Below are 19,792 nucleotides of genomic sequence, written 5' to 3' on the forward strand. Positions count from 1 at the left end.
AAGAAAAAGAATCGTACACCAATAATTGACTATATTTGCATGTTTTTTAAAAGAAGCTTATACAAGTCAATAACATAAAAGAATTTATAAATATCTTAATGAACGCATTATCTAATCTTTACCATACTATAGAAGCAAAGCCGAAAACAGCTTTTGGCATTACATTTTTATTCCTTATCGCCTATCAACTAATTTCTGCTTTTATCGGATTCGAGTTATGTGACTCCGGGTTTTATATGGTTTTTTACGATAACATATTTCAAAATCCGGAATGCGTGGAATACAACTTTATGTATTACTTGAGCGGGGTCATTGGTGGTGCTTTTATGACACTGTTTCCTGATGCAGGGATATTCGATATGCGCATATTGGGAATAGTCAATAATATGATAATCATCTATCTATTATATAAACTATTTAGAAAACAGATTCCAATGTCGGCTATAATCATAGGTTGTGTCTTGGTCACGATATCTTATATAGCCATGCCAATGACTTTTTACAATGATCTTATAACCAGTCTCTTGTATACGACAGCTATCTTTTATATATTTAAAGGGCTAAACAGAAATAAATATCTATATTTCATCATAAGTGGTATCATAATAGGAATCAACTCTTTCTCACGCATTCCCAATATATTAGATTACGGAATCATATTATTGGTCATATTGCATGCTCTTTATTATAGAGAAACAGTTTGTCTCTGCATCAACAGATGCCTGGTATTTACAGTTTCGTTTATTATAGGAATAATGGGTATCATCAGTCTAATGAAAGTCTGGGGACATTATGAACCTTTCGTCAATAACATGCGTGAGTTGCTCTTTATAGCAGAAGATGATAGTGGTACGAGTTCCCATACCCTATCCAATATGATATTTGCACAAGTACGAATCTATTATTTAGTTCTCAAATTAGGAATAAAGATTGTTTTACTTTATATTATATTTTGGGGATCTGCTAAATATATAAAAAAGGAGGTGGTATTATTGCCTGTCCGGATCATCGTTTTCTCTTTACTTGCCATTCTCTTTTATAAAGAGAACGTAGTATTCACTTTGTGTGCTTTCAGTATGGTCGGGATATTGGGAAATATCGTTCTGAACAAAGATAAAGAGATAAAAATGCTATCATGGGCCGGACTCTCGATGATCATGATCATACCTCTCGGCAGTGATGGAGGCATGGTCAATAACGGAAGCATCATCTATTGGTTAGGGATGCCTATGGCAATCTCATTCTATCTATCGATTCAAAATATTCATATTCCAGCCATACCGCAATGGGCTGTCAGACAAACATTGCTGCTTACATTGGGGGTATATATCCTTGCATGTGGAGCAAAGGCCATATGTGACGGAGTATACTTTGATGGTGGTCCGCTTTTCGAAAAGCGATATTCTATTCAAAACGACAGAGTTAAACATATTTATACGAGCCGGGAAAGGGCACAGATTCTCAATGACTTGTTAATAGGAATAAAACCTTATATCAAACAAGGCGATCACCTATTTGCTTATGGCAGTATTCCAGCTATAAATTATATGACACGCACCAAACCTTTTATCGGATGCTCCTGGCCGGAATTATTAGGAGAACCTCTGTTTAGACACAAATTAAATAATTACAGTGGTCCGCTTCCTGCTATATTGCGACAAAAATTCAACAGTATAGGCAAAGAGTTCGGAGAACCAAGCGAAAACTACCTGATTGACTGTGGTATTGAGACAGGCCCTTTCAGAAGTAATAAAAAGCATAGGGTAATAACCGAATTTATAGAAAAAAATAAATATAAGACTGTATTCGAAAACCAATATTTTGTGCTATATCTGCCCGAAAAATAAGATGATAAAAGAAAAAATCTTATTTCAAATACCGAAATTGTTTTTTCATTGAAATACATCCATAGAATATAGACTTTTCATTATCTTTGTTCATTGAACGATAAATTCTTTGAACTATGAAACGGACAGTCATTATCCCGGTTCTTCTTTCTTGCCTTTCGATTATCATCATTGGCCTGAACTCATGTGCAGGCAGTCAGAAAGAAATCATTCCTTCTTCGGAATTTGCTCCGTACATCGATGCCTACACAGGCGGAGTTATCTCACAATCGTCTCCCATACGGATAGAATTGACCCAAGATCAGCCTGTAGTAGACTTAAATAATGAACTGAAAGAGAACCCGTTCCGTTTCTCACCTTCACTGAAAGGAAAAGCGTATTGGGTAAGCAACAATACGATTGAATTTCTTCCGGAAGAAGGAGCTCTGAAACAAGGAACAATGTACGAAGGCTCATTCCAATTGGGAGAATTCGTCACTGTGGATAAACGATTGAAAGAATTCAACTTCTCCTTCCGCGTGCAGGAGAAGAATTTCTCATTGGCAATGGAACCGTTGGATATAACTGCTACAGCTCCCGATTATGCTTCGGTAAAAGGAGAGATTCGTTTCAGCGACAAAATAGACAACGCACAGGTAGAAAAAATCCTATCAGCCAGTGGTAACGGGACTTCTTCCTATAACATTTCAATAGAGGGGACCGGGAATCCGACACGATATACTTTCAACATCGGCCGTATTCCGAGAGCAGAAAAAGATTATGAACTGGAAATTAAGCTGGATGGAAAAGCGGCCGGCATCGACCGGAAAATGGTAGAAAAGATCACAATACCTGCCAAAAACATCTTTCGCTTCATGTCTGCCCAACGAATCGAACAGCCCGAAAACGGAATACAGATCTCTTTCTCGGATCCGGTATCGGACACTCAGGACTTGAAAGGGCTGATCGAAATTCCGGAACTCTCTTCGTATACATTCCAAGTGATAAACGATAAGGTAAATGTGTACTTTGAACCTAACCGGGCCAACAAGTTGACATTAAGAATATACGAAGGAGTGAAAAATATGGAAGGGAAAAAGTTAGGTACCTCCCACTCTATCTCTTTCAGCCAGCCCAGCCTGAAACCACAAGTGGAACTGCGTACGGAAGCAGCGATCCTACCCGACTCAAAGAATCTGATAGTACCTTTCCGGGCAGTCAGCCTGCATGCTGTAGATCTGAATGTTATCCGCATCTACGAAAGTAATGTACTGATGTTCATGCAGAGTAATTCTTTGGCATCTTCCAACGAATTGAAACGCTCGGGGCGATTGGTTTATAAACAGACTTTGCATCTGGACAGAGACCCTTCGAAAGACATTCGCAAATGGGAAGATTATTCGATCGACCTTTCCGGATTGATAAACCAGGAGCCGGGTGCTATTTATCGCATCATACTTTCATTCAAACAGGCATATTCCGCCTATCCATGCGGAGAAGAGGATAAGGAACTACAAATTTCCGAGGGTCCGGAAAGATTGACTAAAGTTTCTTCGGACCAGCTGTCGGAAGAAGATGAAGCAGAATGGGATACCCCGCAGGCCTACTATTATTATAACGGTTCGGAAAAGATGGACTGGCGGAAATACCGTTGGGAAGAACGGGACAATCCTTGCCATATTTCTTATTATATGGGTTCGGACCGCACGGCATCCTGTAATGTACTCGCCTCCAACTTAGGCATGATTGTAAAACGGAACTCTGTTAACAAATTATGGGTAACAGTCAACAATATACTCGACACAGCTCCGGTAGAGAAAGCCAAAGTAACCGCTTATAGCTTTCAATTGCAACCGGTAGGTGAAGCAGAAACCGACAAAAACGGGTTTGCCGTTATTGACACGAAAGGAGTGCCTTTCATCGTAGTAGCGGAAGCCGGAAAACAAAAGGCCTATGTAAGAGTAGCCGATGGTGAAGAACAATCCGTAAGTCGTTTCGATGTCGGTGGCAAGGATATACAGAAAGGGTTGAAAGGCTTTATATATGGCGAAAGAGGGGTATGGCGCCCCGGAGATACCCTGCATATCTCGTTCATGCTCGAAAACCGTAACAAACGAATACCCGACAAGCATCCCGTAGCATTGGAAATTTACAACCCGAGAGGGCAATTCTACAATAAACTCATTTCTACAAACGGAATGAACGGACTCTATACATTTGCCGTACCGACAAAAACGGAAGACCCTACCGGATTATGGAATGCTTATGTAAAAGTGGGAGGAACCGCTTTCCATAAATCACTGCGGATAGAGACCGTAAAACCTAACCGATTGAAAATAAACCTGCAATTGCCGGGGAATATACTGAAAGCCACAGACGGAGAAGTACGAGCCACCTTGTCATCGGCATGGCTGACAGGTGCCAAAGCTTCACGGCTGAAAACCAAAGTAGAGATGTCGTTATCCAAAGTCAACACGCAATTCAAGAATTATGGACAGTATATCTTCAACAATCCGGCTACGGAATTTACCTCTTCACGGACAGATGTATTCAGTGGAATGCTGGATACAGAAGGAGACGCTTCGTTTACGCTCAAACTGCCGGAATCGGGAAATGCGCCCGGAATGTTACAGGCGAATATCACGGCCAGAGTATTCGAACCGGGCGGAGATGCAAGTATCTATACCATGAGTGTGCCCTACTCTCCTTTCAGCTCGTATGTAGGTATCAATCTGAATCAGCCTAAAGGCAAATATATCGAGACTGATAAAGATCATATTTTTGATATTGTGACTGTAACCCCGGAAGGGAAGCCGGTAAACCGTTCGGGACTGGAATATAAGATTTATCGTATCGACTGGAGCTGGTGGTGGGAAAACTCCCGCGAGTCTTTTGAGACGTACGTCAACAGTAGTTCCTACACGCCGGTAGCTACCGGAAAGATAAACACTGTGAATGGAAAAGGCAGTTTCAAATTCCGGATTGACTATCCGGGTTGGGGACGTTATCTGGTGTATGTCAAGGATACGGAAAGTGGACATGCCACCGGAGGCACGGTATACGTAGACTGGCCGGAGTGGCGTGGACGTTCGTCTAAAACCGATCCTAACGGTATCAAGATGCTGGCCTTCTCTATCGATAAAGACTCTTATGAAATAGGCGAAACAGTAACAGCTATTATCCCTGCATCGGCGGGAGGACGGGCACTTGCCACGTTGGAAAACGGTTCAACCGTACTGCAACGCGAATGGATAGACGTTTCGGGCAAGGAAGATACGAAATATCAGTTTAAGGTAACACCGGAAATGGCCCCGAACGTTTATCTGCACATCAGCCTGCTGCAACCTCATGCACAAACGATCAATGATTTACCGATCCGTATGTATGGAGTGATGCCGGTATTCGTAACCAATAGAGAGACTATGCTCGAACCGCAGATTCAAATGCCGGACGTACTGCGCCCCGAAACGGAATTCAGCGTAACAGTAAGTGAGAAGAAGGGAAAAGCGATGACCTATACCTTGGCGATTGTGGACGACGGGTTACTGGATCTGACCAATTTCAAGACTCCCGACCCCTGGAATGACTTTTATGCCCGTGAGGCATTGGGCATCCGGACATGGGATATGTACGACGATGTGTTGGGCGCTTATACCGGCAGTTATAGTTCGCTATTCAGTACCGGAGGTGACGAAACCTTAAAACCCGCAGACACGAAAGCCAATCGTTTCAAACCGGTAGTACGCTTCATCGGCCCGTTCAGCCTAAGCAAGGGAAAGAGCCGGACGCACCGGATAACCCTTCCGATGTATGTAGGTTCGGTACGTACCATGGTGGTAGCCGGAGAAAACGGTGCTTACGGACATGTAGAGAAGACGACTCCGGTACGTACACCACTGATGATTCTTTCCACACTCCCACGTGTACTCAGTACCCAAGAAGAGATTTTGTTGCCGGTCAACATATTCGCCATGGAGAAAGAGGTGAAAAATGTAAAAGTATCCGTTTCTGTATCAGGCAGTGCACAAGTAAATGGCGAACATCAGCAATCCGTAACGTTTGCAGAACCCGGCGACCAGTTGGTCTATTTCAGACTAAAAACCGGTAGTAAGCCGGGGAAAACCACTGTACGGCTGACGGCTGAAGGAGCTGGCAAGAAAGTTTCGGAAACCATCGAAATAGAAGTGCGTAATCCGAATCCGGCCATCACCCTGCGCGAAAGCAAATGGATAGAAAGCGGACAAAGCTGCGAACTCTCTTATAAGCCGGGTAGTAATTCACCCGAAAACAGCGTGAAATTAGAGGTGTCACGTATCCCATCGGTGGACATCAGCCGCCGGTTCGATTTTCTGTATAATTATCAACATTACTGCACAGAGCAGTTGACATCGAAAGCCCTTCCGTTGTTGTTTGTCGGCCAGTTCAAAGCAGTAGATGAAGCAGAAGCCGGTAAGATAAAAGCGAATGTACAGGAAGCTATCAAGCAACTTTACAGCCGGCAGTTACCCAACGGAGGATTCGTATATTGGCCGGGCAATGCTTCTGCCAATGAATGGATCACCTCCTATGCCGGAATGTTCTTAGTAATGGCACAAGAAAAAGGATATGCCGTAAATGCCAATGTGCTGAATAAATGGAAACGATTCCAGCGTTCGGCTGCACAGAACTGGCGTACGCCTCAACAAGACACCGGCTATTATTGGCAATCGGATTTACAGCAGGCTTTCCGCTTATATACATTAGCGTTGGCAGGCGCACCGGAACACGGAGCGATGAACCGGATGAAAGAGATGCAGCAAGATCTTTCGTTGCAAGCCAAATGGAGACTGGCCGCCGCTTATGCGCTGAACGGAAAAACGAAAGCCGCCAATGAACTGGTATTTAATGCCAAGACAACCGTAGAGCCTTATTCGCCTTCGGCCGGAAGTTATGTGTACGGTTCGTACGATCGCGATGAAGCCATGATATTGGAGACCTTATTGCTCATGGGGCGTGAACGGGAAGCATTCACGCAGGCACAAAAGGTTTCAAAGAATTTGTCACGTGAAGATTGGTTCAGCACACAATCCACCGCATTTGCATTAATGGCAATGGGCCGGTTGGCAGAAAAATTATCGGGTACTCTCGACTTCACCTGGACGATATACGGCAAACAACAACCGGCAGTAAAATCGGCTAAGGCCGTATTCGAGAAAGCGTTGTCTGTTGCACCCGGTGGCGGCTCGGTTACTGTAAAAAACAATGGTAAGGGAGCCTTGAATGTGGACTTGATAACCAAAACACAACTACTGAACGATACCCTGCCGGCCTTGTCAAACAACCTGCGCCTTGACGTAAAGTATACGGATATGAACGGAACAGCTATTGCCCCCGAAGCCCTGAAACAAGGCAGCGACTTTATGGCAGTGGTCACCGTAGCCAACATCAGCGGCACTACCGACTATTCGGATATTGCCCTGACTCACATCATACCATCGGGTTGGGAAATATACAATGAACGCATGACAACCGATCCGGAAAAGGCCAACAGTGCAGATAGCAACAACAGCTATTCCTACCGGGATATCCGCGATGACCGTGTACTGACCTATTTCAACCTGAAACGAGGACAGTATAAAACATTCACCGTACGACTGCAAGCCACCTATGCAGGTACATTCGTACTACCGGCTATCCAATGCGAAGCAATGTATGATGCCGGAGCACAGGCGAGGACACAGGCCGGCAAAGCAATCGTCGAACGGTAAAAACTGCGAATAAACGCAGGCAAGAGACAGGAATGAAAAGATGGAAAAAGAAAAAAAGCCGGATAATCGGAGGGGGCATTGCCCTTCTGATTGTCTGGTATATCTTTTGCCTTCCCCGGCAACTGTTTCATGTGCCCTACTCTACCGTTGTAGCCGACCGTCACCATGAACTGCTCGGTGCCCGCATCGCTCCGGACGGACAATGGCGCTTTCCTCCACGCACCACCACACCGGAAAAGATTAAGACCTGTCTTTTAGCATTCGAAGACAATCATTTCTATTGGCACTGGGGAGTAGACCCGTTGGCAACCGGCAGGGCCATCTATCAGAACCTAAAAGCCGGTCGCATCATCAGTGGAGGAAGTACGCTTACGATGCAAACGATTCGCCTTGCCCGGAATAAGCCACGCACGTTCACAGAGAAATTTATCGAAATGATATGGGCCACCCGGTTGGAGTTCCGTTATTCCAAAGAAAAGATACTCTCTTTATATATCTCCCACGCCCCTTTCGGAGGAAACGTAGTGGGGCTGGATGCTGCTGCCTGGCGATACTTCGGGCATGCAGCAGAAGACTTGTCGTGGGCCGAAGCGGCCATGCTCGCCGTACTTCCCAATTCACCCGCCATGATACATCTTTCCAAAAGCCGTCAGTCCTTGCTCGACAAGCGTAACCGCCTGCTGACACGTCTTCACAAGAACGGCACATTGAGCGACTCCGATTATGAGCTTGCCCTCAGTGAACCTCTGCCACAGGAACCCAAACCCTTACCACAGACAGCCCCACATCTGACCGACTATTTCTATCGGACCCGTAACGGAACTTACTCGGTGAGTACCATCGACCGTGGAATACAACTACAAGTGGAAGAACTGGTAGAACGCTGGAACAACGAATTCTCCCGCAGTGACATCCGCAACATGGCCATACTCGTTATCGACATAGAGAAAAACCAGCCCATTGCCTACTGTGGCAACCTGCACTTCAACAAAGAGAGAAGCGGTAATCAAGTAGACATCATCCGTGCACCGCGTAGCACGGGAAGTATTCTAAAACCCTTTCTTTACTATGCCATGCTGCAGGAAGGCAGCATCCTTCCCCACACGCTGCTACCGGATGTTCCTATAAATATCAACGGCTTTGCTCCACAAAATTTCAGCCAACAGTTCGAAGGTGCCGTTCCGGCATCGGAAGCGATTGCGCGCTCTCTGAATATTCCGACCGTCAGCATGTTGCAGCATTACGGCGTTCCCAAATTCTATAACCTGCTCAAACAGATCGGTCTCACTACCCTTACCCGCCCGGCTTCCCATTATGGATTATCACTTATCTTAGGAGGAGCCGAAGGTACTTTATGGGACATTACTGTGGCTTACGCCGAAATGGCACGTTGCCTGAAAGGATTGGATAAGACAGATTGCTCTTTATTACTCTCCGATTCCACCCGGCATCTGCCATCTGCCAACTCACATGTCTCACTTTCTCCGGGTGCCGTCTGGCAAACCTTCGATGCCATTAAAGAAGTAAACCGACCGGAAGAGATAGACTGGCGCACCATCCCGTCTATGCAGACCATTGCCTGGAAAACGGGAACGAGTTACGGCTTCCGTGATGCATGGGCCGTAGGAGTTACTCCCCGTTATGCTGTCGGCGTATGGGTGGGCAACGCTACCGGAGAAGGAAAACCGGGCTTGGTAGGAGCACGTACGGCAGGACCTGTCCTATTCGATGTATTCAATCTTCTTCCGTCTTCCCCATGGTTCGACAGACCATCCGGAATATTTGCCGATGCCGAAGTATGCCGACTTTCCGGACATCTGAAAGGACGTTTCTGCGAGGAGACGGACACGACACTGATACTCCCTGCCGGATTAAAAACCGAAGCCTGCCCGTACCATCATCTCATCAACCTGTCGGCCGATGGAACTTCCCGCATCTACGAAAGTTGCATCGACATGGAGCCTACCATTCGAAAAAGCTGGTTTACCCTGCCTCCCGTATGGGAATGGTATTACAAACAGCACCACCCGGAATATAAACCACTCCCTCCTTTCAAACCCGGATGCGGCGAAGATGTGTTCCGCCCCATGCAATTTGTCTACCCTACGATGAATGCCCGGGTATTCCTCCCTAAACAGTTGGATGGCAGCAAAGGGCAACTGAACGTTGAACTGGTACACAACAATCCGAAAGCAACCGTATACTGGCATCTCGACAACAACTACCTGAGCGAGACACAAGACTTCCACAAGATATCTTTCCTTCCCGCTTCCGGAAAACACTCCCTGACAGCAGTAGACAACGAAGGAAATACGGTTTCGGTGACTTTCTTTGTAGAGTAAATCCAATCTTCGTATCTTTGCCCCTATGAAACAGACTTTGAAAGAAAACGGAGGACTACCGGCATCCATACTTTGGACATTGGCTATCGTTGCCGGCATATCCGTAGCCAACCTCTACTACAATCAGCCGTTGCTGAACATGATACGCCACGATCTGGGTGTCTCGGAATTTAAAACCAACCTTATAGCAATGGTCACCCAGATAGGCTATGCACTCGGATTATTATTCATCATCCCTTTGGGTGACCTGTATCAACGAAAGAAAATCATTGTCACGAACTTTGCCATACTGATCGTCTCCCTGCTGACCATTGCGTTAGCACCCAATATACACATTATATTAATAGCTTCATTTCTAACAGGAATCTGTTCGGTGATACCACAGATATTTGTTCCGATAGCTTCCCAATTTTCGAAACCCGAGAACAAAGGAAGAAATGTAGGTATCGTTATCTCCGGATTGCTGACGGGTATTCTTGCTTCGCGTGTTATCAGCGGTTTTATCGGTGAAGTGTTCGGATGGAGAGAAATGTATCACATCGCGGCCGCATTGATGTTGATATGCGGAATTGTTGTAATGAAAGTATTGCCGGATATCCGTCCCACATTCAAAGGAAAATACAGTGATCTGATGAAATCGTTGTTTCTTCTCCTGAAAGAATATCCCTTATTGCGGATTTATTCCATACGGGCAGCACTGGCATTCGGTTCATTTCTCGCCATGTGGTCGTGTCTGGCATTCAAGATGGGACAAGCCCCTTTCTATGCAGGAAGCAATGTCATCGGCATGTTAGGACTCTGTGGAATAGCAGGTGCACTCTCTGCCTCCGTAGTAGGGAAGTATGTCAGGAGAGTGGGAGTTCGCCGGTTCAACTTCATCGGTTGCGGGTTGATACTCTTTGCCTGGTTCCTGCTTTTTGCAGGAGAAAACACCTATTTCGGTATTGTAGCAGGCATCATCATTATCGACATAGGCATGCAATGTATCCAGTTAAGTAATCAGGCCAGCATCTTCGAGCTCTGTCCCGGCGCATCCAACCGTGTCAACACGATTTTTATGACAACTTACTTTGTCGGCGGTTCGATGGGGACCTTTTTGGCTGGAAGTGCCTGGCAAGCATTCGGCTGGCATGGAGTCATAGGAATGGGAGTTTTACTGACAAGTTGCTCACTGCTTATCACTTTTTTTTCGCGAAAGTGAACCCAAAGGGTGGTTTCATTTGTTGTTAAGAACATCAATCCAAAATTTAATATATGAAATACGGGGTCAACAGACAAATTTTACTCATTACTGCCGGTATCGTGTGGATAGTGGCAGGAACAAATATACTGCGGATAGGAATCGTGACATGGCTCAGTGATTCACAGTATTGGCTGTTTAAAATAGGAGAGGCCACGATCGTATTTCTTCTTTTCTTTGTACTCATATTCAGAAGATTATATTACAAGCATACCGAACGCATCATTCAGAAGAAACCGGAAAAGAACTGCCCGTTCTCTTTCTTTGATGTAAAGAGCTGGATCGTCATGATTTTCATGATCTCTATGGGAATCAGTATTCGAAGCCTGCATTTGCTACCCAACAGTTTCATATCCGTATTTTATACCGGACTGTCACTGGCCTTAATCGCCACCGGTGCACTGTTCATCCGCTATTGGTGGCAGAAACGCCATCAACTGAGCACTTAACGCTGTACTCGTCCGGAAGCATCACCGTTCATCAGTGCTTCCACTTCAGCGACAGTCGCCAGATTGAAATCTCCGTAGAATGTATTTTTCAGACAGGAAGCCGCTAAAGCAAAATTCAGTGCTTTCTGATCATCATTCGGATAAGTCAACAATCCATAAATAAGTCCACCGACAAAAGCATCTCCCGTACCCACACGGTCTACTTCATGCGCAATGTCATAAATCCCCGTATGCTTTAATGTATTATCCGAATAAAGCACGGCAGCCAACAGATTATGATTGGCCGACAAAGAATTCCGTAATTCAAGGAACATCTTTTTACAACGGGGCACCAATGTCTCCACCTGCCTGCCGACCTTCTCAAATCCCTGCAAATCGAGTTGGTAATCCGTATTTATCGCCTTGAAACCGACAGGAGAAATGCCTAATATCTCTTTATATTCCGGCTCCGCACCAAAAATCACATCACTATACTGCACCAACGGATACATGACATCAGCAGCCGTACGTCCATATTGCCACAAATTCTTACGGAAATTCAAATCACATGAAATAGTCAATCCCATACGATCTGCCGTTTGCAATGCTTCCAAACAGGTATCAGCTCCACTTTGAGACAAAGCAGCAGCAACTCCCGACCAATGAAACCAACCTGCATCGGCAAAAACAGTTTCCCAATCAATCATCCCGGGACGAAGTGTGGAAAAAGAAGAACCGGCACGATCGTACACCACTTTCGAATTGCGAAAAGAAGCTCCGTTTTCAAGGAAGTAAATGCCCATACGATCACCTCCATAAATTATTCCGTCTGTACGAAGTCCGTGGGAACGTAAATCACTGACACAGGCACGGGCTATTTCATTGTCCGGTAGCCGGGTCACAAATTCTGTAGGAATGCCAAAGTTGGCAAGAGATACAGCTACATTGGTTTCACTACCACCAAAAGCGGCCACATAGTCACGAGCTTGTGAAAAACGGAGATTTCCGGGAGCAGTAAGGCGGAGAAGCACTTCTCCGAAAGTAACGATCTTCTTCATAATGTTTCAATAGATTCATTAAATATCCAAAGGTAGTATCAAAAATCTAAGGAGAGATAAACTTTTAATAAATTTTATTGCAAAAGTCACGTATGTAAGCACGCACTTCCTGCCGCTTCATCAACATTATCAGTCTGTTAATGAATATAACGATTGATAGGATCAGATATAAAATTGTGGCGTGCAGATGAACAATATCAAAAATATCTTGTTCTTGCAATAAACGAACAACGTTATTAAACCTAAACAAAAACAAGTTATGAAAAAGTTAATTGCATTATTAGCATTAGTATTGGTAAGTGCATCTACCATGATGTATGCACAAGAATCAGAAAGAGCAGTACGCCGTGCCGACCGTAAAGCACAAAGAGATGCAGAAAGAGCAAGACTGAAAGCAGAAGAACAGGCGGCTGATGCAGTGGCCTACCAGCAAGCAGTACAGGCACTGAAGAACAAACAGTTCGTACTTGAAGCAGATCAAGTAATCTTCCGTAACGGACAAAGTGCGTTCGTATCATCCACAACAAACTTTGTAATGATGAACGGTCAACGCTCTACCGTGCAGGTCGCTTTCAACACTCCATATCCCGGCCCTAACGGAATCGGTGGTGTAACAGTAGACGGTAGTGCATCGGATATGAAAATTACTACTGATAAAAAAGGAAATGTAAACTGCTCATTCAGTGTACAGGGCATCGGTATTTCGGCCCAGATATTTATCTCATTGACCAATGGAGGTAACAATGCTACCGTGACCGTAAACCCGAACTTCAACAACAATACCCTCACATTGAGTGGTAACATCGTACCGTTAGACCAATCGGATGTATTCAAAGGACGTTCCTGGTAATACAAATAAGACGGGCTAAAGGTAAAACCAATCAAGAATTTCAAGAGTGTACACTTTTCACATGCAAGAGTGTACACTCTTCTTATATAAAAGTCCATACTCTTGTCCTGCAAAAGTATAGAGTCCCATAAATACTGGTTATCAACACTTTGAGTTATTTTCACTCGTGTTATATTTCAAAATTCATCAAGGTACGAAACGGTTTATGGAAATAATGAGTATCTTTGAATGGTCAATAAATAAAAAGTAACAATGAACAGTGTATTACGCAAACTCCCGATCGGGATACAGACTTTTGAGGACATCCGCAGAGATAATTATCTGTATGTAGACAAGACCGCTTTCGTGTGGAGAATAGCGAATACAGGAAAACCTTACTTCTTGAGTCGCCCGCGTCGATTTGGAAAAAGCCTGTTGCTTTCTACTTTTGAAGCTTACTTTAAAGGTAAGAAAGAGCTGTTCGAAGGACTGGCCATCGAACAGATGGAAAAAGAATGGAGGCAATTTCCGGTACTGCATCTGGACTTGAATGCTAAAAAATACGAGACCCCGGAAGATTTAAATGCCATGCTTAACCAACATCTTGAAAAATGGGAAAGTCAATATGGCGATGAAAAGAAGGACCGCAGTCCGGAAGAACGATTCAGTTATGTTATCAGCCGTGCCAGTGAACAAGCAGGATGTGGTGTAGTAGTATTGGTAGACGAATATGATAAACCCCTGTTGCAAACCTTGTGTAACATTCCTTTAATGGAAGAATACCGTCAGACACTGAAAGCATTCTATGGTGTTCTGAAAAGTTCCGACCGTTATCTCCGTTTCGTCTTTCTTACCGGAGTGACGAAGTTTGCACAAGTCAGCGTATTCAGTGACCTGAATCAACTGAATGACATCAGTATGAAGCCCCAATATGCCACGATCTGCGGTATCACCATGCAAGAATTAACCCATACTTTCGCACCGGAAATACAACAGTTGGCGGAACACAATGGTTTGACACAGGAAGAAGCTCTTCAAAAGATGAAGATATCGTATGACGGTTATCATTTCTGCGAATTCGCAGAAGGAGTCTTTAACCCTTTCAGTGTACTCAATCTTTTCGACGGATACAAATTCAGCAACTACTGGTTTCAGACAGGTACTCCTACTTTTCTTGTGGAACTGCTCAAAAAAAGCGAATATGATTTACGTACATTGATTGACGGAGTAGAAGCATCCGCCTCTTCATTTACCGAATACCGGGTAGATGCCAATAATCCGATTCCACTGATTTATCAGAGCGGTTATCTGACAATAAAAGACTATAATCAAGAATTTGAGATTTATCTGTTGGAATTTCCCAATGATGAAGTGCGCTATGGCTTTATCAATTTTCTAATACCCTTTTACACTTCCGTATTGAACAACGACCAAAGTTTCTATATTGGAAAATTTATTCAAGAGCTACGTACCGGCGATTACGATTCCTTCCTCACCCGCCTACAAGCTTTCTTTGCTGATTTCCCATACGAGTTGAATGATAAAAGCGAACGCCATTATCAAGTGGTATTCTACCTCGTTTTCAAATTAATGGGGCAATTCACCGACGTAGAAATACGCAGTGCACGCGGACGGGCAGACGCTGTTGTGAAGACTCCCGCCTACATCTATATATTTGAATTCAAACTAAATGGAACGGCAGAAGAAGCCTTACAACAAATAGACGATAAAGGATATTTGATTCCTTACCAAGCCGATGGACGCAAACTTATTAAGATAGGTGTTGAGTTTAGTGCCACCGAAAGAAATATCAGCCGGTGGTTACCATGATAAAGAATACGATTCATGAGAGAATATATCATAGCAGATAATCAGGATATCACCAAAGCAGGCATGATGTTTCTGCTCAGTAAGCAGAAAGATGTATCACAACTGCTGGCCGTAGATAATAAAACAGAACTTATCAGAGAATTACGCCTACACCCACAAGCGGTAGTGATCCTCGATTATACTTTATTTGATTTTGCCGGAGCAGATGAATTGATAGTGCTTCGTGAACGTTTTAAGGAGGTGGACTGGCTGCTGTTCTCCGATGAATTGAGCATCGGATTTCTCCGTCAGGTATTATTTAGCAGTATGGCATTCGGAGTAGTTATGAAAGATAACTCGAAAGAGGAGATACTCACCGCTCTCCAATGCGCTTCACGCAAGGAACGTTTCATCTGCAACCACGTAACTAACCTGTTACTGTCCGGAAATATCCAACAGGTATCTTCAAGCACAAATATACAGGAGGATCATTTACTTACCGCCACAGAAAAAAACATTCTCAAAGAAATTGCATCAGGCAAGACTACTAAAGAAATTGCCGCAGAAAAGAACCTGAGCTTTCACACCATCAACAGCCATCGTAAAAATATCTTCCGGAAACTCGGAGTAAACAATGTACACGAAGCCACCAAATATGCAATGCGGGCGGGGATTGTAGATCTGGCGGAATACTATATTTAGTTGAAAGTTGAGAGTTGAAAGTTGAAAGTTGGCTGCGCTGTTATGCTGCATAGTAACTTTCAACTTTCAACTCTCAACTTTCAACTAAATAACCACTCCGCTTCCTACACACACCTCCGCCTTCTCATCGTAAATCACTCCGAACTGTCCGGGAGCAATACCTTGCAGTTTCTCAGAAGAAAGTACATGACAGGTGTTACCTTTACGGACAAGACGTCCTTTAATAAATTCCGGAGTATGACGAATCTTGAAGGTTATATTTACTTCATTCGAGCCTTCCTCCCAAGGGTTTCCGGTGATAAAATGAAAATCGGAAAGAGAAAACTCCGTACCATATTGTGCTTCTGTGTCATAGCCATGAGACACATAAATAATATTCTCTTCAATGTTCTTCTTTATCACAAACCAAGGGCCGCCACCCAATCCCAATCCTTTACGCTGACCGATAGTGTGAAACCAATATCCCCGGTGAGTTCCGATCCGTTTCCCTGTCTCCCACTCGACCACCGCTCCTTCTTTCTCTCCAAGAAAACGGCGGACAAAATCATTGTAGTTTATCTTACCCAAGAAGCAAATGCCTTGGCTGTCTTTTCTACGCGCATTAGGAAGTTTCGCATTTTGTGCTATCTCGCGCACTTCATGTTTCATCAAATGACCGATAGGAAACATCAGTTTGGAAACTTGAAGATAATCAATCTGAGCAAGAAAATCAGTCTGATCTTTCACGGGATCTTTGGCTGTACCAAGCCAAATCTTCCTATCCCGCAATAATGTAGTAGCATAATGCCCTGTTGCCGTAAAGTCGAAATCTTTCCCGACACGCTGCTCAAAACAACCGAATTTAATCAACTTATTACACATCACATCGGGATTGGGTGTCTGCCCTTTCCGTATCTTATCGATAGCATAGGCTGCCACATTGTCCCAATATTCACGATGCAGATCGACTATTTCCAATGGCAAGCCATACCTCCGGGCCGTAGCCGTGGCAAGTTCTATGTCCTCTTCGGCAGAACAGTCCATGTATTCCGCACCGTCCATACCTATTTTAATATAAAACAACGACGGTTTATACCCCTGCTCACAAAGGAGATGAACGACTACCGAGCTGTCTACCCCACCCGATACTAAAGCTGCTATATTCTTCATGACGGCAAAGATAAAGCAAACGATGTTTACAGGCTATCACACATTAAAGGCATTTTTATACCACAATTGTGGTAGATAAGCGAAGTATTTCCTACATTTGCAACTTCTAAAGACGATAAAGATATGAAGATAAGAAACATACTGTTCACCCCTATATTATTCATCGTGATGATATCCGGTCTTTTCTCCTGCGGAGTAGACCGTTGGCCGGAGTATGCGGAAGAAACCGAACTGGATATATGGATAGACAGCGTGATGCGTCAGGAATACCTCTGGTACAACGAAATGCCTTCGGTTACTCCCAACCAATATTTTCTGGCTCCCGCAGAATTCCTCAAGAAAGTGATTTATACTACTCTCGACAAAAATTATTCTTATATAGACACACTGAATAAGGTGCAGTCTCCCGAATACGGCTTCGACTATACACTTTATAAGAATGCAGATGTAGATACACTTTATAATGCTTTAATTACAAATGTTCTTCCCGGCTCTCCGGCTTCAACAGCCGGTCTGGAACGTGGCGAATGGATAGTGAAAGTAGACGATGAATACATCACCAAGAAAAACGAAAAGACCCTTCTCCAAACAGGAAAAGCCATGACACTGACTTTGGGAAAGTATGAATTGCAAAATATAGAGGATGAAGACAAGAAGACCGAGAAACAGAAAGGAGTGGTTATAGAAACCGGAACTGCAAGTATTGGTGCCGAACAAATAGTAGAAGACGACCCGATTCCCGTATACGAAATAGTAACCAGTGCTACAGGAGTAAAAGTAGGATATATGGTCTACAACCATTTCACAGCAGGAACTGCCGATGACAAGGAGAAATACAACAACAAACTTCGCGATATCTCCCGGGTATTTGCCAGTGCAGGTGTGACTCACTTTGTGCTCGACTTACGTAACAATACGGGAGGATCATTAGAATGTGCGCACTTGTTAGCTTCCCTATTAGCACCGGGGAGTGAAGTGGGAAAAATCTGTGCCCATCTGGAATATAACGACAAGCAATCCTATAAAGACTTCGACTTGCTCTTCGACCCGCAACTGATAGGAAACGGAGCGAATATGAATATCCAAAAAGGCTTCATACTAACCAGCAGCACTACTACGGGGATAGCAGGGACTTTTTATGACTGCCTGTTCCCGTTTGATAAATGGGAAATATTAGGTACGGCACTGCCTGCTATGGGAGTAGCTACCGAAAGTTTTGTCAACCCTAAATACGGTTGGTCGTTGAATCCGGTAGTATGTACTGTTTATAACAGTGCAGGCGAAGCACATATGGGAGGAAATTTTACTGCCAAATATACAATAGATCAGACATCAACCACTAATTTAGTGACCTATTTGCCACTGGGAAATAAGGAAGAGACATTATTCAGTGCAGCTCTCGGAATTATTGACGGAACCTATCCCCCAAAAGAGGAAGAACCGGACGAAGAAACACCGGAAACCGGCACTACATACACGGTCCGAATCGGAGACGGAATGAGGCCTTAATAAAAATAAAATAATGAAACGAATACAACGCAATTTTCTTTTTTTCCTGTTTTTTTCCTTGATGCTGACAGCATGTAATGAAAAAGAAGAAGAAGATACGGAAGAAAAAATAGCATGTCTCACCATTACCGAAGCAACCGGTTCCGGAGAAGAAAGAGTAACTACCGAACAGAAATTTATCTATGAAGATGGAAAATTAACCCGACACATCACCAAACAGACTTATACGGACAGACTGCTCGAAGGTGAATATACGCATAGTGTCAGCAGCCAGATCAGTTACGAACCGGGGAAGGTTATCGTAACCGATGAAACCGGCACCGTATCTACTTATCAGATAGATGAGAAAGGGTATGCCACCATGTGTACCCGCAAAGAACCCGGCGGTAAAATCCGCACATATACATTCTCTTACTCAACAACAGGAGATGAAAATCTGACCGGAGTGAAAGAAAGTATCGACGGTAGCCCATATTCTGAAATATCGATCATTATCCCGGACAATGGTACAATGAATATAACGGAACAAGTAAATACCTATCAAAACACGTTCACCACCGGTATCAATGAGAGTTGTCCCGGCATATCCAATGAGAAAAGCAAGTTACCATGCCTGTTCCTCTCAGAGCGCTACCCTCTCTCTTTCCATACAGAAGCTTTCTATGCCAACATACTCGGAGCTCCTCTTTCCCTTCTTCCGGGTCAGTTGACAATAAAAAATAGCGAAGAAGTTACTACTTATAGCTACACGGAGGACGAAAAAGGATATATCACTTCATGTGCAGTAAAAATCAGTATCCCGGGTAGAAACTGGTACCGTTATGTGCAGTATTCGTATCTCTTGAATTGATCACTTTTTTGTCAAGAGCAGATTTACGCATTCTTAACTAAAAAGCGAGGGTTACAGGAACAAAAGAACGTTTTATCTGAAAACAGTATCAATTGTACTGCGACAAGTAATGAAAGGCATCGTAACAAGTAATGAAACATGTCGTAACAAGTAATGAAACATGTCGTAACATACCGGCATATTCTCCGTAAAGACCGTCCTTAATCACCCGGAATACCCTGTTCAGTAGGTTTCTCAAGCAGAAAGAAATAAAAAAAGGAGAAAGCTAAAGCTTTCTCCTTCCTGTGTAATCTAACTGAATCT

The 19,792-nt window shown here is 43.9% G+C and carries 12 protein-coding genes; 10 read left to right on the plus strand and 2 right to left on the minus strand.

Annotation, left to right across the window (positions count from 1 at the left end):
• The first annotated feature begins 98 nt into the window (after positions 1-98).
• The 5 genes from HMPREF1532_RS01630 (at position 99) to HMPREF1532_RS01650 (ending at position 11,604) form a co-directional block, all read left to right on the plus strand.
• The gene (locus HMPREF1532_RS01630; RefSeq protein WP_005923923.1) at positions 99-1,847 is read left to right on the plus strand and encodes a glycosyltransferase family 39 protein; all 1,749 of its coding nucleotides are present in this window, start codon (positions 99-101) and stop codon (positions 1,845-1,847) included.
• A 116-nt stretch (positions 1,848-1,963) separates the two neighbouring features.
• Entirely contained in the window at positions 1,964-7,573 is a 5,610-nt protein-coding gene (locus HMPREF1532_RS01635; protein WP_005923926.1) for an alpha-2-macroglobulin family protein, read from the plus strand.
• Between the two features lie 32 nt (positions 7,574-7,605).
• Positions 7,606-9,915, plus strand: a complete 2,310-nt coding sequence (gene pbpC, locus HMPREF1532_RS01640; RefSeq protein ID WP_005923928.1) for a penicillin-binding protein 1C — start codon at positions 7,606-7,608, stop codon at positions 9,913-9,915.
• Between the two features lie 25 nt (positions 9,916-9,940).
• A complete protein-coding gene (locus tag HMPREF1532_RS01645) occupies positions 9,941-11,116 on the plus strand; it encodes an MFS transporter (protein WP_005923930.1) in 1,176 nt (391 codons plus the stop codon).
• 53 nt (positions 11,117-11,169) lie between these two features.
• On the plus strand, positions 11,170-11,604 hold the full coding sequence (locus HMPREF1532_RS01650) for a hypothetical protein (RefSeq protein WP_005923933.1): 435 nt from the start codon (positions 11,170-11,172) through the stop codon (positions 11,602-11,604).
• Here the strand turns inward: HMPREF1532_RS01650 and HMPREF1532_RS01655 are convergent.
• A complete protein-coding gene (locus tag HMPREF1532_RS01655; RefSeq protein ID WP_005923935.1) occupies positions 11,601-12,641 on the minus strand; it encodes a sugar kinase in 1,041 nt (346 codons plus the stop codon). The genes HMPREF1532_RS01650 and HMPREF1532_RS01655 overlap by 4 nt on opposite strands.
• Positions 12,642-12,900: 259 nt before the next feature.
• On the opposite strand from HMPREF1532_RS01655, the gene HMPREF1532_RS01660 reads away from it, so the two are divergent.
• The 3 genes from HMPREF1532_RS01660 to HMPREF1532_RS01670 all read left to right on the plus strand — a co-directional run bounded on the left by HMPREF1532_RS01660 (position 12,901) and on the right by HMPREF1532_RS01670 (position 15,981).
• Positions 12,901-13,491: a DUF4251 domain-containing protein gene (locus HMPREF1532_RS01660; protein WP_005923938.1), complete on the plus strand. Its 591-nt coding sequence runs from the start codon at positions 12,901-12,903 to the stop codon at positions 13,489-13,491.
• Positions 13,492-13,743: 252 nt separating this feature from the next.
• Positions 13,744-15,300: an ATP-binding protein gene (locus HMPREF1532_RS01665; RefSeq protein WP_005923941.1), complete on the plus strand. Its 1,557-nt coding sequence runs from the start codon at positions 13,744-13,746 to the stop codon at positions 15,298-15,300.
• A gap of 15 nt (positions 15,301-15,315) precedes the next feature.
• Positions 15,316-15,981: a LuxR C-terminal-related transcriptional regulator gene (locus HMPREF1532_RS01670; RefSeq protein WP_005923944.1), complete on the plus strand. Its 666-nt coding sequence runs from the start codon at positions 15,316-15,318 to the stop codon at positions 15,979-15,981.
• A gap of 84 nt (positions 15,982-16,065) precedes the next feature.
• Here the strand turns inward: HMPREF1532_RS01670 and mnmA are convergent, their stop codons facing one another.
• A complete protein-coding gene (gene mnmA / locus HMPREF1532_RS01675) occupies positions 16,066-17,130 on the minus strand; it encodes a tRNA 2-thiouridine(34) synthase MnmA (protein ID WP_005923947.1) in 1,065 nt (354 codons plus the stop codon).
• Positions 17,131-17,253: 123 nt separating this feature from the next.
• Between mnmA and HMPREF1532_RS01680 the strand changes: the two genes are divergently transcribed.
• Positions 17,254-18,639 carry a S41 family peptidase gene (locus HMPREF1532_RS01680; protein WP_005923950.1) on the plus strand — a complete coding sequence of 462 codons (1,386 nt, stop codon included), beginning with the start codon at positions 17,254-17,256 and terminating at the stop codon, positions 18,637-18,639.
• A 13-nt stretch (positions 18,640-18,652) separates the two neighbouring features.
• Positions 18,653-19,489: a DUF4595 domain-containing protein gene (locus tag HMPREF1532_RS01685; RefSeq protein WP_005923952.1), complete on the plus strand. Its 837-nt coding sequence runs from the start codon at positions 18,653-18,655 to the stop codon at positions 19,487-19,489.
• Positions 19,490-19,792 lie beyond the last annotated feature (303 nt).

It is taken from the genome of Bacteroides salyersiae WAL 10018 = DSM 18765 = JCM 12988 (assembly GCF_000381365.1).
GTDB lineage: Bacteria > Bacteroidota > Bacteroidia > Bacteroidales > Bacteroidaceae > Bacteroides > Bacteroides salyersiae.

What these genes read in the sequence shown, in the direction of transcription:
- HMPREF1532_RS01680 (WP_005923950.1), top strand. Translation starts at nt 17,254, where the DNA reads ATGAAGATAAGAAACATACTGTTCACCCCTATATTATTCATCGTGATG.
- mnmA (WP_005923947.1), bottom strand. Translation starts at nt 17,130, where the DNA reads ATGAAGAATATAGCAGCTTTAGTATCGGGTGGGGTAGACAGCTCGGTA.
- HMPREF1532_RS01660 (WP_005923938.1), top strand. Translation starts at nt 12,901, where the DNA reads ATGAAAAAGTTAATTGCATTATTAGCATTAGTATTGGTAAGTGCATCT.
- HMPREF1532_RS01655 (WP_005923935.1), bottom strand. Translation starts at nt 12,641, where the DNA reads ATGAAGAAGATCGTTACTTTCGGAGAAGTGCTTCTCCGCCTTACTGCT.
- HMPREF1532_RS01645 (WP_005923930.1), top strand. Translation starts at nt 9,941, where the DNA reads ATGAAACAGACTTTGAAAGAAAACGGAGGACTACCGGCATCCATACTT.
- HMPREF1532_RS01685 (WP_005923952.1), top strand. Translation starts at nt 18,653, where the DNA reads ATGAAACGAATACAACGCAATTTTCTTTTTTTCCTGTTTTTTTCCTTG.
- pbpC (WP_005923928.1), top strand. Translation starts at nt 7,606, where the DNA reads ATGAAAAGATGGAAAAAGAAAAAAAGCCGGATAATCGGAGGGGGCATT.
- HMPREF1532_RS01635 (WP_005923926.1), top strand. Translation starts at nt 1,964, where the DNA reads ATGAAACGGACAGTCATTATCCCGGTTCTTCTTTCTTGCCTTTCGATT.
- HMPREF1532_RS01665 (WP_005923941.1), top strand. Translation starts at nt 13,744, where the DNA reads ATGAACAGTGTATTACGCAAACTCCCGATCGGGATACAGACTTTTGAG.
- HMPREF1532_RS01650 (WP_005923933.1), top strand. Translation starts at nt 11,170, where the DNA reads ATGAAATACGGGGTCAACAGACAAATTTTACTCATTACTGCCGGTATC.
- HMPREF1532_RS01670 (WP_005923944.1), top strand. Translation starts at nt 15,316, where the DNA reads ATGAGAGAATATATCATAGCAGATAATCAGGATATCACCAAAGCAGGC.
- HMPREF1532_RS01630 (WP_005923923.1), top strand. Translation starts at nt 99, where the DNA reads ATGAACGCATTATCTAATCTTTACCATACTATAGAAGCAAAGCCGAAA.